Genomic DNA, 14,063 nt, shown 5'->3' with positions numbered 1-14,063 from the left:
GTTTATAAGAGACACCACCTCATGTGGGGGCCACGCGGGGGGGGTGGGCGCACCAACTCACCCCCCGCCCCCCCGCGCCCGCCGGATGCGCTGGCCAACGGGGTGCCCCGCCCCCGGCCCCCGGGTCCACCCCTTCTGTCCGCTATGGGCCGCAGCTCAGCTGTTGGGACGCAGCGTCCACAGCACGGTCATCTCACCGGTCACCGCACCGTCGCCGCGCCGGATCTCGATCGCCACCGGGAACTCGGGGCGCTCCCCCGCGTCCAGCTCGGCGACGACGTCGGCGGCGGGACGCCCGAGCGTCGCGGTGGCCGTCACGGGGCCCATGGCCAGCTTCTTGTAGGCGATCTCGGCGCTGACCGCGAGCGGCACGGCGCGCGAGAGCTGGTCCCCGAACGCGGCGAGCACGATCGCACCGCTGGCGGACTCACCGAGCGTGAACATCGCCCCGGCGTGCGGGCCGCCCACGTGGTTGTGGAACTCGCCCTGATCCGGAAGGGAGACCACGGCCTTCTCCGGCGTGGTCTCCAGGAACTCGAGGTTCAGGGTCCGGGCCATGGGCACCGTGGCGGCAAGCATCTCGCCGATGGACATCTGGTCTGCGCTCATGACGAGCATGTTACCCACGAGTAGCGTTTGCTGGCCAGAGCCGCGCGACGACTACGGTTCTGCTTGCTACGTCCCTGACAAGGGTCGGTGACCGAACCGATGCACAGGCGCCACTAAGGTGGCCTCCCATGTGGCCAGGACAGCAGCCGCCCGGGGGCGAGCAGAACCCGCAGGACCAGAACAACCCGTACCAGCAGCCGGGATACCAGCAACCCAATCCCTACCAGCAGCCCGGCTACCAGCAGCCCAACCCCTACGCGCAGCAGCCGCCGCAGCCGCCGACGCAGTGGGACGCCCCGGGCGTTCCGCAGCCCGCGCAGGGCGGCGGCAGCGGCGGGGGCGGCAACCGTACGAAGGTGACCGCGATCGTCGCGGCCCTCGCGGTCGTCGTGGCCGCCGGTGTCACCGGGTTCCTGGTGCTCGGCGGCGACAAGGACGACGAGGCCGACGGCGGCTCGGGCAAGGGCGGCCGGTCGGCGGCCCCGTCCGAGTCCGACGCCACGGACCCGAGCGCCTCCGCCTCGGGCTCGGACGACAATCCGCGCGGCGGCGAGGCGGAGAAGGCGACGATCCCGGGCTGGAAGGTTGTCATCAACCCCAAGTGGGGCACCGCCTTCGACGTACCGGCCGACTGGAAGGTCGAGTCGCCGGGCATGCTCATCGGCTTCGAGAAGGACGACGCCAAGGCCGGCGACAAGCCCATCATCACCATGTCGGCGCCGGCGTACCTCAAGGAGAAGTGGTGCACCTCCGACGACGACAAGAACGGTGACACCGGGGACACCGCCCTCGCCACCGCGGGCACCAAGGGCGCGAACGGCGCCAAGGACACCGCCGAGGTCGCGGTCAACCAGGTGCCGTGGTGGGTGTACGGCGGCTACACGCAGCCGGACAAGAAGAGCATCACGTACGACGAGAAGGCCAAGGCGTTCACGACCACGTCCGGCGTCGAGGGCAGTATCGCCTGGGCCCGCTCCAAGAACACGCCCCGCAAGGGCAAGTGCGCGACCGACGGCAAGGCGGTCACGTTCGGGTTCAAGAACTCCGCGGGCGACTTCGTGGCGTTCAGCCTCTACGGCGCCACGGGCGTGAAGGACGAACTCCCGGACTCCACCATCATGAAGATCCTCGGGACGGTACGACTGCACGGCGAACCCACGGAGTGACCGGCGGGACCGGCCGGAATTCGCCGGGCGGGCGGGGGGCGGCGGCGGGGACACGCGGCCGGTGAGACCGGCAGCAGGACGGTGCTGACACAGCCCGCCGGCGCGGCTTCAGCCGATGCCGAACGTGCCGTCGGGGGGCTCGGGTGACGGCACCGCGTCCTCGTCCCGCACCGGCCGCGCGACGCCGGTGAACCTCCGCAGGGCGTCCCCGTGCTCGACCCGGGCCGGGAAGGCGTCCGCGGCGGTGCGGCGGGCCAGCGCGGCGGTGTCGAGGGGATGCCGGGCGGCGACGACCACGGCGTTCCCGAACCGCCGCCCGCGCAGCACCCCCCGGCTCGGCGATGAGCGCGAGCTCATCGAACACCGTGCCCAGGGTCGCCAGTTGGGACCGCAGGAACGCGAAGGGCGCGGCGTCGGCGAGGTTGGCCAGGTAGACGCCCCCGTCCCGCAGCACCCGCCCCGCTTCCCGCGCATACCCCACGGATGTCAGATGCGCGGGCACCCGCGAGCCTCCGAAGACATCGGCGACGAGCACGTCCGCGGAGTCACCGGGCGCCCCCTCCAGCCACGTGCGGGCGTCGGCGGCGTGCAGCGCGATGCCGGAGCCGTCGGCGAGCGGAAGATGGTCGACCACCAGCTCCAGCAGCCCCTGATCGGCTTCGACGACGTCCTGTCGGGAGCCCGGCCGGGTGGCGGCGACATAGCGGGGCAGGGTCAGCGCTCCCCCACCGAGGTGCAGCACGTCCAGTGGCTGTCCGGGGTCGGCCACGAGATCCAGGACATGGCCGAGCCGACGCGCGTACTCGAACTCGAGATGCGTCGGCTCGTCCAGGTCGACATACGACTGAGGCGCCCCGTCGACGGTGAGCAGCCAGGCCCGTTCGCGATCGACGTCGGGCATGAGCTTGGCGAACCCGTGATCGACGGCACGGGCGACGGGGATGGCTTCGGTCACTTGTCCATTCTGCCTGCGCTGCACGCCCCTGAAGGCGCGCGGGGCTGTGTCCGTCTGCGGCTCCGCGCGTGGGCGCGACCAGCCACAACGGCCCGCAGTCCCCCACGCGCACCAGCCACCCTCACACGACGGCGGTCACGGTCCCCGCCCCCACGGTCCGACCACCCTCACGAATGGCGAACCCGAGCCCGGGCTCGAGCGGCACCTCCCGTCCCAGCTCGACGGTCATGCTCACCGTCTCCCCGGGCCGAGCGACCCCGGCCTCACCGAGGTCCACGTCGCCCACCACATCCGCGGTCCGGATGTAGAACTGCGGCCGGTACCCCGTCGCGACCGGCGTCGTACGCCCACCCTCATGCGAGGACAGCACGTACACCTGCGCCGAGAACCGCCGCCGCGGCTCGACGGACCCCGGTGCGGCGACAACATGCCCACGCCGCACCGCGTCCCGTGGAACGCCCCGCAACAGCAACGCCACGTTGTCCCCGGCCTGCGCCTCCTCCATGGGCTTGCCGAAGGTCTCGAGGCCGGTGACCACGGTGTCCACGGAGGCGCCGAGCACTTCGACCCGGTCACCCACCTTCACGGTCCCCCGCTCCACCGCACCGGTGACCACCGTCCCCCGGCCGGTGATGGTGAGCACGTTCTCGACGGGCAGCAGGAACGGCGCGTCGACGTACCGCTCCGGCATGGGCACATACGTGTCCACCGCGTCGAGCAGCGCCTCGATGGACGCCGTCCACCGCGGGTCCCCCTCCAGTGCCTTGAGCCCGGAGACCCGTACGACAGGGAGCGTGTCCCCGCCGTAGCCCTGCGAGGTGAGCAGGTCGCGGACCTCCAGCTCGACGAGGTCGATGAGCTCCTCGTCACCCGCGTCGGCCTTGTTGAGGGCGACGACGATGTGGTCGACGCCCACCTGCCGGGCGAGCAGGACGTGTTCGGCGGTCTGGGGCATGATCCCGTCGAGCGCGGAGACGACGAGGATCGCCCCGTCGAGCTGCGCGGCGCCGGTGACCATGTTCTTGACGTAGTCGGCGTGGCCGGGCATGTCCACGTGGGCGTAGTGCCGGGTGTCGGTCTCGTACTCGACGTGCGCGATGTTGATGGTGATGCCGCGCGCCGCCTCCTCCGGGGCCCGGTCGATGCGGTCGAACGGGACGAAGGTGCCGGCGCCGCGGTCGGCGAGAACCTTGGTGATGGCGGCGGTCAGGGTGGTCTTGCCGTGGTCGACATGGCCCATGGTGCCGATGTTCAGATGCGGTTTGGTGCGTACGTATGCCGTCTTGGGCATGGCTGTACCTCGAAGTCTCTTCGTCAGGAAAGCGGGGACCCCAAGGACGTGCCGACCCTCCCCCTGCGGGGTCCGCCGGACGATCCGGAGAGGGTCAGCTTCGGGCGCCGTCGACGGCTGTCAGAAAGACGGGAACGGCAGCCTTCGGCGCATCCGCGACTGCGGATGCTGCGAGGAGGAAGGCGTGCCGGAACATGGGGTCGATCATTGCCGACGCCCGGCCCGACGTCGAACGATTTTCCCCCGTACGCGACTTCAGGCCCCGCTACTCCTCATGCCCCGAACTGCTCATGCCCCGATGTTCTTCAACGCCTCCCGCACCGACAGCGGCGCGAACCGGCCCTTCTCCCGCGCGAGGAAGCTCCGTACGGCCTCCGGGTCGGTCTTGGCGTACTCGCGCAGTGCCCAGCCGATGGCCTTGCGGATGAAGAAGTCGGGGTGTCCTGACTGGTGGAGGCAGTACGTGAAGAGGCGTTCGGTGTCGGTGCGTTCCTTGTAGCGGAGTTGGTGGAGCAGCGCGGTGCGGGCGATCCACAGGTCGTCGTCGACGATCCAGGCGTCCATGTCCGCTGTCAGCGCCGGGTCGGCCGCGACGAGGGCGCCGACGACGTGCGCGGCCAGCAGGTCCACGGTGTCCCACCAGGGGACCGTGGAGACCAGGTGGCGGGCCACGGGCAGGAAACCGGACGTCAGCACGCGCGCGTGGCGGCGCAGATAGTCGACGGCGAAGTACTGGTACTCGCGCTCGGGCAGCCGCCAGCAGCGCAGCGCGATGGCCGTGCAGTCGGTCTCGTCGGGGCGGGGCGTGCCCTCCACCACGGTGCGGGACAACGCCCGGCGCACGGGCGTGGTCAGACCCAGGAAGGGGGCCACGTCCTTCATGTACGCCCGCATGGGCACGGCCCGCGCGGGGTCGGCCGCCGCCCCGTAGGCGGCCGTGAGCCGCTCCAGCACGGTGTCCGCAAGAGTGCTGCGCGGCAGTGAGGGAGATCCCACACCTGTGACGCTCATGAGACGAACCATACGGCGATCACACACATCGGTCGGTTAGTGTCACCGGATGCTCGATGCCACCACCCGCTCTGGGGGCACCGCCACGGCCACTCCCCCGGCCGCCGCCACGGAGCTCGCGCTCACCGCACCGGTCCCGGCAGGTCTCGCCACCCGCTGGACGAGAGTGCTGCTCTCGCCCTGGTCACGGCTGTCCCTCCTCGTCGCGCTGCTCGTGGCGGCCGCCTCGACCGTGCTGCTGTTCGAGCCACAGCGGCTGCTGGCGGACGGCTGGCCACCCCAGCTGGGCGGGGCGGCCGCGGCGCTGGTCTTCGCCGGGGCGTACGGCCTGTGCGCGGTGGCGTTCGTACCGCGCCCCCTGCTGAACCTCGCGGCCGGCGCGCTGTTCGGCTCCCAGCTGGGCATCGGCGCCGCCCTCGCGGGCACGGTGCTCGGCGCCGGCCTCGCCTTCACCCTGGGCCGGGTACTCGGCCAGGACGCGCTCCGCCCGCTGCTGCGCGGCCGCCTGCTCCAGGGCGCCGACAGCCAGCTCAGCCGCCACGGCTTCCGCTCCATGCTGGCGATCCGCCTCTTCCCGGGCGTCCCCTTCGCCGCCGCGAACTACTGCGCCGCGGTCTCCCGCATGGGCTACGTCCCGTTCCTCCTGGCGACGGCACTGGGTTCGATCCCGAACACGGCGGCGTACGTGGTGGCGGGGTCACGCGCGTCGACACCGACGTCCCCGGCGTTCTTGATCGCGATGGCGGCGATCGCCGTACCAGCGCTGGCGGGCGCGGTGGTGGCCTGGCGCAAGCGGCATCACTTGCGGGGCCGGTAAGGACAACGCCCTTAGGGGCGCGGGGCTGTGCCGATGTGCGGCTCCGCCGCGTGGGCGCGACCAGCACTCACAGCCCCGCAGCCGCTCACACGAGCTCAAGCACCATGGCGTTGGCGAGTCCCCCCGCCTCACACATGGTCTGCAACGCATATCGCGCGCCCCGCTCCCGCATGGCATGCACCAACGTCGTCGTCAGCCGCGTACCGCTCGCCCCCAGCGGATGCCCGATCGCGATGGCGCCCCCGTGCACATTGACCTTGCCCAGATCCGCCCCGGTCTCCTGCTGCCAGGCCAACACCACGCTGGAGAAAGCCTCGTTGACCTCGAACAGGTCGATGTCGTCCAGCGACAGTGAGGCCCGGCGCAGCACCTTCTCCGTGGCCGGGATGACACCGGTCAGCATCAGCAGCGGATCGGACCCCGTCACCGCGAAACTGTGCAGCCGCGCCAACGGCCGCAACCCGAGACGAGCAGCCGTCTCACTCGACGTGATCAGCACAGCCGACGCCCCGTCGTTGATCGGGCTCGCGTTCCCCGCCGTGACGTTCCACTCGATCTGCGGGAACCGCTCGGCGAACCCGGGGTCGTAGTACGCCGGCTTGAGCCCGCCAAGGACATCGACCGTGCTGGACGGCCGTACGCACTCGTCCCGCGCCACCCCGTCCAGCGGAGCCACCTCCGCGTCGAAGAGGCCCGCGGTCCACGCCTCGGCCGCCTTGTGGTGCGAGGACACCGCGAAGGCGTCCATCTGCTCGCGGGTGATCGACCACTTGGCCGCGATGAGCTCGGCGCTGATGCCCTGCGGGACGAGGCCCTCCTTGTAGCGCTCGGCGACGCCGGGGCCGAAGGGGTCCTTGCCGGGCGGCACGTTGGACCACATCGGCACGCGGCTCATCGACTCCACGCCACAGGCCACGACGAGGTCGTACGCGCCCGACATCACGCCCTGCGCGGCGAAGTGCACGGCCTGCTGGGAGGAGCCGCACTGACGGTCCACGGTGGTCGCCGGGACCGTCTCCGGGAAGCCCGCCGACAGGACGGCGTAGCGGGTGGTGTTCATGGCCTGCTCGCCGACCTGGTCGACGGTGCCGCCGATGACGTCGTCGATCAGGGCCGGGTCGACGCCGGAGCGCTCGACGAGGGTGCGCAGGGTGTGGGCGAGGAGCTCGACGGGGTGGACGTGGGCGAGGGAGCCGTTCGGCTTGCCCTTGCCTATGGGGGTGCGTACGGCTTCGACGATCACTGCGTCACGCATGGTGCGGCCTCCGCGGTCACCAGACAGCTACTGGTCAGTAGGAAATCCGAACTCACCATAGCTCTGTGAGTTGGAAAATCAAACCCTCCCCTAGAATCGGCTCATGGCCGCCACCAAAGACCCGCGCCCCTGTTCCATCGCCGACGCCCTGGCGCTCGTCGGCGAGAAGTACTCCCTGCTCGTCCTGCGCGAGGTGTGCCTCGGCAACGGCCGCTTCGACCAGCTGGTGCGCAACATCGGCGCCCCGCGCGACGTCCTCGCCACCCGCCTGCGCCGGCTCGTCGACGCCGGGATCCTGACAAAGCGCGCCTACAGCGAGCGGCCGCAGCGCTTCGAGTACCGGCCCACCCAGGCGGGCCTGGAGCTGGAGCCGGTCCTGGTGACCCTCATGGCCTGGGGCGACCGGCATCTGCGCGGGGACGACAACCGGCCCATGGTCATCGAGCACTCCTGCGGCAACGAACTGCTCCCGGTCGTCACCTGCCGGGCCTGCGGCGAGGCCGTGCGCCACGAGGACCTGAGCGCCCATCCGCAGGTCCCGGGCTGGACCGTGGCGGGGCCGACGGCGGCGTGAGGACGCGGCCGGTCAGCCGTGCGCGCGGCAGAACGCGCGGACGGCCTGGTTGAAGTGCTCCGGCGCCTGGAGGTTGCTGACGTGCCCAGCGCCGGGCAGGACCACGAGCTCGGTGTCCGGGATCGCCGCCTCGAACGCGTGGGCGACCTCCAGGGGCGACCGCTCGTCGAGCTCGCCCCACAGCAGCAGGGTCGGCACCTCGATCCGGGGCAGCAGGTCCCGTTGGTCCGTCTCGGCCATCAGCAGCAGCTGCGCCCCCAAGGTCGCCCGGCGCACGTCCTGTGCCAGCGAGTCGAGCAGCGGCACGTACTCGACGGGCGGCCTCCCCGCGAAGAGTCCGGGCAGCGTCGGGTCGAACTCCTCGGGAGGCACGTCGAGCATCCGTCGTGCCCCTTCGACCCGCCGGGCCACCTCCTCGGGCGGCAGCGAGCCCTTCCAGCCGGCGTAGGTGTCGGCCAGCAGCAGGGTCCTCACCAGGTCCGGACGGTGCCGGTACAGCTCCAGCACGACCGTTCCGCCCCAGGAGAGTCCGCCGACGTGGGCCGGGCCGAGTCCCACGTCCTCGATCACCGCGGCGAGGCAGAGGGCGTAGTCCGCGAGGGTGAAGCCGGGCGGCAGGTCGGAGGAGCGTCCGGCGCCCGGCTCGTCCCATGCCACGACCGTGAACTCGTCGGCCAGTCCGGTCAGCTGCGGCCGCCATATCCGCGCGGCGTCCCCGGCGCCGTGCGCGAGGACCAGCAAAGGTCCCTGGCCGACGCGGTCATAGGCGATCTCCACGCCGCCCACCTGCACCGTCGCCATGTCTCCAGGCTAGACGTGGGCACCGCCGATGTCGCGACGGACCGCGATTCTCAGCCGCCCCGGTAGACGTCCAGCCGCCCGCACATCCCGAACTTCCCGCGCTCGGAGGGCTGTTCGGACCGCACGACGGCGTCCGCGAGATGCGAGACGTCGCCCCTTTCCAGACGGTCGAGCTGCTCCTCCGTCGCCGCCGCGGCGGCCGCGGCACCGGCACGCCAGCGCTCCCGCCATGCGGCGAGCCGAGGCCGTACGAGGTCGGCCGCGGCCCGGTGGAATGCGGCCAGTGTCTCGGGGCCGTCCGCCTCGCGCAGCAGCCGGTACCCCTCCAGGGCGAGGTCGCGCCGGGCCCGGGCGATCCGCTCCCGCTCCGCCTCGGGCGCGTCCGCCGGGATCGTGGTCGCGGCGGCGTACGTCTCGGGGTCGGTCAGATACTCCGGGGGCAGCGTCAGCACCGCGTCCCCGGCCTCCGGCAGTCCGCTGTTCTGCATGAGGACGGTGACCCGCAGCTCGCCCTCGTTGACCAGCCGGTGGATGGTGCCCGGCGTGAACCGGGCGACCGTGCCGGGCACGAGGGGCGTGACCTCGTACCCGGACGTCGTGAGCGTCTGCACGGCGCCCCGGCCGCCGGTGACGACGTACGCCTCCGAACAGGCCAGGTGCAGATGGGGCGTTCCGCCGTGCAGGCCGTCGGCGGCGGGCCAGTCGTAGACGCACAGGTGCGACACGGCGACCCCGCCGGGGAGCCCTTCGTAGGAGGTCACGCCGGTCACCAGGGGTGGGTCTGCAGGTACTTGGTGATCTCCTCGCGCTCCCAGGCGCCGTCGGCGACGACGACGCGGTAGCGGCGGGTGAGGGTGGCGCCGGGGGCGAGTTCGAGTTCGTCGTAGAAGGCCCAGGAGGGGGCCACGCCGGCGAACGGGTCGTTGCGGACGAACCAGTGGGCGGGGTGGGTGCCCTGGGTGCCGAGGTGGTCGTTCTCCGGGTCGTGCTCGAAGACGAGGGTGGCGTGGCCGTCGGTGCCGTCGTGCTCGCCGGAGAAGGCCAGCCAGGGGGCCTGGGCGCCGAGCAGACCGGGGCCCTCGGCGTCGGGGGCAGTGATCCGGCCGTCGCGAAAGGAGCGCGGGCCGCGCCAGAACAGGCCGGTGTATCCGGCGAGTTCACGTCCGGCGGTGGTCGGGCTGCCGAAGACCAGCGGCTCCTCGCGCCGGTTGGTGATGGCGCTCGTCCAGGTCAGCGCCCAGGAGCCGGACTCGGGGTCAACGTCGTGGATCTCGATCCGGCGCCGCTCGTCGGCCCACAGCTCGCCGCTGTACGGGTGCCAGGTGAGTCGCTCGGCGATGACGACCCGGTCGTCGTGCGCGGCGACCTCGTCGAAGGCGACGTGGGCCATCGAGCCGACCCGCTCGGGGAGTTCGAGGTACCCCTCGCCGTGCACATAGGAGTTGCCGCCCCACAGGTTGGCGCCCGAGACATGGGACGCGGTCAGGGACAGGCCCTTGTGCCAGCGGTGGTCGTTCGGGCGGTAGTCGGTGACGACGTCCCCGGCCAGGGTCCGCAGCGGGTGGATGTACGGCTTGGGGGCCTCCCAGGCCGCCTCCGGGCGGTAGACGTACGCGAGCAGCTCGACGCCGGTGGCCGGGTCGGTGACGGTGATGCGGTCGCCGTGCGCGTGGACGATGCGCAGCGCGCTCATGCGGGCACCCCCTCGCCGGCGACGGGGGCGGTGGCCGCCGGGGCCCAGCCGGGGGCGTCGCCGTGCATGGCCGTGTAGAACGGGTCGCCGGGACCGATCTCGCCGGCCTTCACCGTGACGTCCGTGAACGCCGACTTGTAGAGGGCGGCGACCAGTTCGAGGCTGGTGCGCCCGTCGGCGCCGCTGCTGCGCGGGCGTTCGCCGGCCCGCATGCTCGCGACGAGTTCGCGCAGCTGCTCCCGGTGCGAACTGGGCACGTCCGGGCCGAAGTCCAGCCAGGCGCCGGCCTCCTCGCGCGGCACCCCCCTGGCGGGGGTGATGTGCCAGTTCGCGTTGGAGTGGCCGTACAGATGGGTGAGTTCGACGGTCGCGCGCTCGCAGTCGATGCGGATGCGGCTGACCTCGTCGGGGCTCAGGACGCTGTTCACGATCGTGGCCATGGCGCCGTTCTCGAAGCGGACCAGGGCGGTGGAGACGTCCTCGGTCTCCACGTCGTGCACCAGCCGCGCGGCCATGGCGCGCACCTCGCTCCAGGGGCCCAGCAGGTCCAGCATGAGGTCCATCTGGTGGATGCCGTGGCCCATGGCCGGGCCGCCGCCCTCGGTCGCCCAGCGGCCGCGCCAGGGCACGGAGTAGTAAGCGGTGTCGCGGTACCAGGTGGTCTGGCAGTGGACGACGAGCGGCCGGCCGAGGGCGCCCTCGGCGAGCAGCCGGCTCACATGGCGGGTGCCCGAACCGAAGCGGTGCTGGAAGACGATGGAGGCGTACGGACCGCTCTCCACGCCCTCCTCCGCCTCCACCGCGGCGTAGTCGGCCAGCGTCGGCACCGGCGGCTTCTCGCACCAGACCCAGGCCCCGGCGCGCAGCGCGGCGATGCTCTGCTCGCGGTGCAGGGTGGGCGGGGTGCAGATGGTGACCAGGTCGGGCCGCTGTTCGCGCAGCATGCGGTCGAGGTCGGTGTAGGCGTGCGGAATGCCGCCCGCGGCGCAGAAGCTCTCGACGGACATGGCATCGATGTCGACGGCGGCGACCACCTCGGTCTCGCCCTCCTCGGCGAGCCTGGCCAGCGCGGGCAGGTGGGAGTCGCGCGCGATGGCACCGGTACCGATGACGGCCACCCGGATGCGGCGCCCGTCGAGGGGAGTGAGGGGGGACATGGGCGTGATCAGCACTCCTCTTACGAACGGCGGACGGCGCCGACGCCTGCCACCCGACCAGCAAGCGCTTTCTCTCCGCAGCAACCTAAGCGGCCGGACTATGACCGGTCAACAGGTCGTACCCCGGGCCACGGGCACTTCTCACACCCTGGTCACCACCTGCCCCCGAAGCCCCCGTGGCGGGCCTGTCACCGCCGGACGCTAGGCTGCCCTCCGCACCTGTGATCACCGTGGCCCGGCGGCTCGGTGTGCCCGTCGCTCCTCCCACGATCAGCGCTTGGACTCCGTACCTTCATGTCTTGGTTTGAATCGCTCATCCTCGGACTCGTCCAGGGGCTCACAGAGTTCCTTCCGGTCTCCTCCAGCGCGCATCTGCGGCTCACGGCGGCCTTCTTCGACTGGAAGGACCCGGGGGCGGCCTTCACGGCGATCACCCAGATCGGCACCGAGGCGGCCGTGCTGATCTACTTCCGCAAGGACATCGGGCGGATCATCTCGGCCTGGTTCAGGTCGCTGACGAACAAGGCGATGCGCAGCGATCACGATGCCCAGATGGGTTGGCTGGTGATCGTCGGCTCGATCCCGATCGGTGTGCTCGGCGTCACGCTCAAAGACCAGATCGAGGGCCCGTTCCGCGATCTGCGCATCACCGCGACCATGCTGATCGTGGTCGGCATCGTCATCGGCATCGCCGACCGCATGGCCGCGCGCGACGAGACCGGCGGCAAGCACCGGGCGCCCACGCAGCGCAAGTCCCTGGAGGACCTGGGCGTCCGGGACGGCCTGATCTTCGGCCTCTGCCAGGCCTGCGCCCTCATCCCGGGCGTCTCCCGCTCCGGCGCCACCATCAGCGGCGGCCTCTTCATGGGCTACCGCCGCGAGGCCGCGGCCCGCTACTCCTTCCTCCTCGCCATCCCCGCCGTGCTGGCCTCCGGCCTGTTCGAGACCAAGGACGCGCTGGAGGGCGGCCATGTGGAGTGGGGACCGACGATCTTCGCGACGATCGTCGCCTTCGCGGTCGGGTACGCCGTAATTGCGTGGTTTATGAAGTTTATTTCAACCAAGAGCTTCATGCCGTTCGTCTGGTACCGCATCGCGCTCGGCATCCTGGTCATCGTGCTGGTGTCGGTCGGCGCGCTCAGTCCGCACGCGGCGGAGTCGGCGGGCTGACCGAGCCGCGGCACGACAGGGACGGATCGCGGTCGTCACCGGCTGCGGAGACCTCGGTGCGACCGATTGTCAGTGCCGTCCGGCAGGGTGTGCACGTGACGAATCGAGACGAGGAACGCGGCGCCCCCCTCTGGTCCGGACTGCCTTCGCCGGCCGGAGAGCTGCTCATGGCAACCGAATGGGGCGCTCTGCAGCACGCGTACGGGAGCGCCGAGGACACCCCGCCGTACCTGTGCCAGCTGCTGAACGAGGATCCCGAGGCGCAGGCCGAGGCACTGGGCATGCTCGACATGTCCGTACTGCATCAGGGATCCCTGTACACCTCCACTGCGCCGGCCGCACTGTTCGTCGCGGCGATCCTGACCGACCCCCGGACGTCGGCCGAGCACGAGAGCTTCTTCCCCTGGGACGACCGGACCCGGCCCCTGCGGGCCGCACTGCTCGACTGGCTCGGCAACATCGCCGACTCGGCCTCCTACGGCGAGGACCCCGGAAGCGAGGACGAGTACGCGGCCGAGCACGACGGCGAGGACGACGACGAGCGCGAAGCGATCCAGGCGTGCCGGAGCATCCGGCGCGAGCTCTACGACGCAGTCGCACCGTTCCTCGACGATCCTCATCCGGACACCCGGGAGGCAGCCCTCGGAGCGGTCACCCTGCTTCTGAAGGCACCCGACCTCAGCGAGCTCGTGCCGCACGCCGCCCACCGCCTGCGCAGCGCTCTCGCGGCGGACGGCAGCCGCCGGGAACGCGCCTCCGCGGTCCTGGCCCTGGGCGCCTGGGGCCAGGACACCACCGGCCTCCTCGACGATCCAGATCCCGCCGTGCGCACCTGCGCCGCTCTGGCCACCGGGTGCGCGCATGTCCCACGCGCCACCGCCGTCCTGCTCGAAGCCCTGCGAAATCCGGTCGAGGCAGACCACTGGTTCCCCGACCGACTCCCTCACTTCGACGGCTGGCCCCGCTTCACCCTCCTGAAGGCCGTCCTCGACCGCGTCGACGCTTTCGAGGACCTGGCTCCGGCAGCCATGGCCCTGATACCACTCGCCAGCGACTACACCGTCGACCGCGACTGGGGTCCGCTGCTCGTCAAAGCCTTCCCCACCGGCTACACCCCCGGCCTGCCGCTGTCGGCCGCGCAACGAGAGCTTCTGAAAGCCGTCACCGCCAATGACAAATGCTGGGGGGACATCGGCAACAAGTTCCTCTGGCTCAGGAAGGCCGGCCTGCCGGACCAGCGCGACGCCATCCGGGCCCTGCTCTGACCAAACGGAATTCAACATGTTCGCCCAGTGAACTCCGTGACCAATCACATACGTTGTGCGTAGCCGTTCGGTAGCGCAGTGTCAGTGCTTGCCCCTAGGCTTGTCCGCATGTCCCCCGATTCCATGGCCTCTGGTTCCGTGCGGTCTGCTGCCGAAGTCAACGAGCAGATCCGCGCGCTGTGGCTGCGGGCGGGCGGTTCGCTGTCGACCCAGGAGCGCGAGGAGTACGAGCTGCTGGTGGTCGAATGGGCGGCCGCGATCCGCGGCAATGTCATCGAGGCGGCCTGACCCGGGCCGCC

14 protein-coding genes and 1 pseudogene are annotated in these 14,063 nt (G+C 71.3%); 6 read left to right on the top strand and 9 right to left on the bottom strand.

Annotated elements, in window-relative coordinates; genetic code table 11:
* Positions 1-156 precede the first annotated feature (156 nt).
* A complete protein-coding gene (locus ACFUO4_RS24220) occupies positions 157-594 on the bottom strand; it encodes a DUF4442 domain-containing protein (RefSeq protein WP_079311530.1) in 438 nt (145 codons plus the stop codon).
* Positions 595-737: 143 nt separating this feature from the next.
* Here ACFUO4_RS24220 and ACFUO4_RS24215 point away from each other — a divergent pair, with 143 nt between their 5' ends.
* Entirely contained in the window at positions 738-1,775 is a 1,038-nt protein-coding gene (locus ACFUO4_RS24215) for a hypothetical protein (protein WP_079311529.1), read from the top strand.
* A 108-nt stretch (positions 1,776-1,883) separates the two neighbouring features.
* Here the strand turns inward: ACFUO4_RS24215 and ACFUO4_RS24210 are convergent.
* The 3 genes and pseudogenes from ACFUO4_RS24210 to ACFUO4_RS24200 all read right to left on the bottom strand — a co-directional run bounded on the left by ACFUO4_RS24210 (position 1,884) and on the right by ACFUO4_RS24200 (position 5,032).
* A pseudogene (locus ACFUO4_RS24210) lies at positions 1,884-2,730 on the bottom strand (spermidine synthase).
* Positions 2,731-2,851: 121 nt separating this feature from the next.
* The gene (gene tuf, locus ACFUO4_RS24205) at positions 2,852-4,021 is read right to left on the bottom strand and encodes an elongation factor Tu (RefSeq protein ID WP_383488106.1); all 1,170 of its coding nucleotides are present in this window, start codon (positions 4,019-4,021) and stop codon (positions 2,852-2,854) included.
* Positions 4,022-4,309: 288 nt separating this feature from the next.
* The gene (locus ACFUO4_RS24200; RefSeq protein ID WP_383488103.1) at positions 4,310-5,032 is read right to left on the bottom strand and encodes a DNA alkylation repair protein; all 723 of its coding nucleotides are present in this window, start codon (positions 5,030-5,032) and stop codon (positions 4,310-4,312) included.
* A 49-nt stretch (positions 5,033-5,081) separates the two neighbouring features.
* Between ACFUO4_RS24200 and ACFUO4_RS24195 the strand changes: the two genes are divergently transcribed.
* Positions 5,082-5,849 (top strand): TVP38/TMEM64 family protein, encoded by a 768-nt coding sequence (locus ACFUO4_RS24195; RefSeq protein WP_383488100.1) that lies wholly within the window; start codon positions 5,082-5,084, stop codon positions 5,847-5,849.
* A gap of 85 nt (positions 5,850-5,934) precedes the next feature.
* Here the strand turns inward: ACFUO4_RS24195 and ACFUO4_RS24190 are convergent, their stop codons facing one another.
* Positions 5,935-7,104 (bottom strand): thiolase family protein, encoded by a 1,170-nt coding sequence (locus ACFUO4_RS24190; protein WP_079311526.1) that lies wholly within the window; start codon positions 7,102-7,104, stop codon positions 5,935-5,937.
* 103 nt (positions 7,105-7,207) lie between these two features.
* Here ACFUO4_RS24190 and ACFUO4_RS24185 point away from each other — a divergent pair, with 103 nt between their 5' ends.
* Positions 7,208-7,678 carry a winged helix-turn-helix transcriptional regulator gene (locus ACFUO4_RS24185; protein ID WP_383488097.1) on the top strand — a complete coding sequence of 157 codons (471 nt, stop codon included), beginning with the start codon at positions 7,208-7,210 and terminating at the stop codon, positions 7,676-7,678.
* A gap of 12 nt (positions 7,679-7,690) precedes the next feature.
* Here the strand turns inward: ACFUO4_RS24185 and ACFUO4_RS24180 are convergent, their stop codons facing one another.
* Genes ACFUO4_RS24180 through ACFUO4_RS24165 form a run of 4 tightly spaced genes read right to left on the bottom strand, consistent with a single transcriptional unit; the run spans position 7,691 to position 11,329 of the window.
* Positions 7,691-8,479, bottom strand: a complete 789-nt coding sequence (locus ACFUO4_RS24180; RefSeq protein ID WP_079311524.1) for an alpha/beta fold hydrolase — start codon at positions 8,477-8,479, stop codon at positions 7,691-7,693.
* Positions 8,480-8,529: 50 nt separating this feature from the next.
* On the bottom strand, positions 8,530-9,240 hold the full coding sequence (locus ACFUO4_RS24175; RefSeq protein WP_383488094.1) for a cupin domain-containing protein: 711 nt from the start codon (positions 9,238-9,240) through the stop codon (positions 8,530-8,532).
* A gap of 5 nt (positions 9,241-9,245) precedes the next feature.
* Positions 9,246-10,172, bottom strand: coding sequence for a PmoA family protein (locus ACFUO4_RS24170; protein WP_383488091.1), 927 nt, complete (start codon positions 10,170-10,172; stop codon positions 9,246-9,248).
* Entirely contained in the window at positions 10,169-11,329 is a 1,161-nt protein-coding gene (locus ACFUO4_RS24165) for a Gfo/Idh/MocA family protein (protein WP_079311522.1), read from the bottom strand. The genes ACFUO4_RS24170 and ACFUO4_RS24165 overlap by 4 nt, the downstream gene beginning before the upstream one ends.
* Positions 11,330-11,623: 294 nt before the next feature.
* On the opposite strand from ACFUO4_RS24165, the gene ACFUO4_RS24160 reads away from it, so the two are divergent.
* The 3 genes from ACFUO4_RS24160 (at position 11,624) to ACFUO4_RS24150 (ending at position 14,052) form a co-directional block, all read left to right on the top strand.
* Positions 11,624-12,499, top strand: a complete 876-nt coding sequence (locus tag ACFUO4_RS24160; protein ID WP_383488088.1) for an undecaprenyl-diphosphate phosphatase — start codon at positions 11,624-11,626, stop codon at positions 12,497-12,499.
* Positions 12,500-12,666: 167 nt separating this feature from the next.
* On the top strand, positions 12,667-13,764 hold the full coding sequence (locus ACFUO4_RS24155) for a HEAT repeat domain-containing protein (RefSeq protein ID WP_383488085.1): 1,098 nt from the start codon (positions 12,667-12,669) through the stop codon (positions 13,762-13,764).
* Between the two features lie 108 nt (positions 13,765-13,872).
* On the top strand, positions 13,873-14,052 hold the full coding sequence (locus tag ACFUO4_RS24150) for a hypothetical protein (protein ID WP_079311520.1): 180 nt from the start codon (positions 13,873-13,875) through the stop codon (positions 14,050-14,052).
* Positions 14,053-14,063: the final 11 nt, after the last annotated feature.

Origin of the sequence: Streptomyces sp. NPDC057280, assembly GCF_042668605.1 — a bacterium.
Taxonomy (GTDB): Bacteria; Actinomycetota; Actinomycetes; order Streptomycetales; family Streptomycetaceae; genus Streptomyces.
This window is presented reverse-complemented; position numbering and strand designations above follow the sequence as displayed.

Excerpts from the sequence above, each read along its gene's own strand:
- ACFUO4_RS24200 (WP_383488103.1), bottom strand. The coding sequence starts at position 5,032 with ATGAGCGTCACAGGTGTGGGATCTCCCTCACTGCCGCGCAGCACTCTT.
- ACFUO4_RS24215 (WP_079311529.1), top strand. The coding sequence starts at position 738 with ATGTGGCCAGGACAGCAGCCGCCCGGGGGCGAGCAGAACCCGCAGGAC.
- ACFUO4_RS24150 (WP_079311520.1), top strand. The coding sequence starts at position 13,873 with ATGTCCCCCGATTCCATGGCCTCTGGTTCCGTGCGGTCTGCTGCCGAA.
- tuf (WP_383488106.1), bottom strand. The coding sequence starts at position 4,021 with ATGCCCAAGACGGCATACGTACGCACCAAACCGCATCTGAACATCGGC.
- ACFUO4_RS24180 (WP_079311524.1), bottom strand. The coding sequence starts at position 8,479 with ATGGCGACGGTGCAGGTGGGCGGCGTGGAGATCGCCTATGACCGCGTC.
- ACFUO4_RS24155 (WP_383488085.1), top strand. The coding sequence starts at position 12,667 with ATGGCAACCGAATGGGGCGCTCTGCAGCACGCGTACGGGAGCGCCGAG.
- ACFUO4_RS24160 (WP_383488088.1), top strand. The coding sequence starts at position 11,624 with ATGTCTTGGTTTGAATCGCTCATCCTCGGACTCGTCCAGGGGCTCACA.
- ACFUO4_RS24185 (WP_383488097.1), top strand. The coding sequence starts at position 7,208 with ATGGCCGCCACCAAAGACCCGCGCCCCTGTTCCATCGCCGACGCCCTG.
- ACFUO4_RS24170 (WP_383488091.1), bottom strand. The coding sequence starts at position 10,172 with ATGAGCGCGCTGCGCATCGTCCACGCGCACGGCGACCGCATCACCGTC.
- ACFUO4_RS24165 (WP_079311522.1), bottom strand. The coding sequence starts at position 11,329 with ATGTCCCCCCTCACTCCCCTCGACGGGCGCCGCATCCGGGTGGCCGTC.
- ACFUO4_RS24190 (WP_079311526.1), bottom strand. The coding sequence starts at position 7,104 with ATGCGTGACGCAGTGATCGTCGAAGCCGTACGCACCCCCATAGGCAAG.
- ACFUO4_RS24195 (WP_383488100.1), top strand. The coding sequence starts at position 5,082 with ATGCTCGATGCCACCACCCGCTCTGGGGGCACCGCCACGGCCACTCCC.
- ACFUO4_RS24220 (WP_079311530.1), bottom strand. The coding sequence starts at position 594 with ATGTCCATCGGCGAGATGCTTGCCGCCACGGTGCCCATGGCCCGGACC.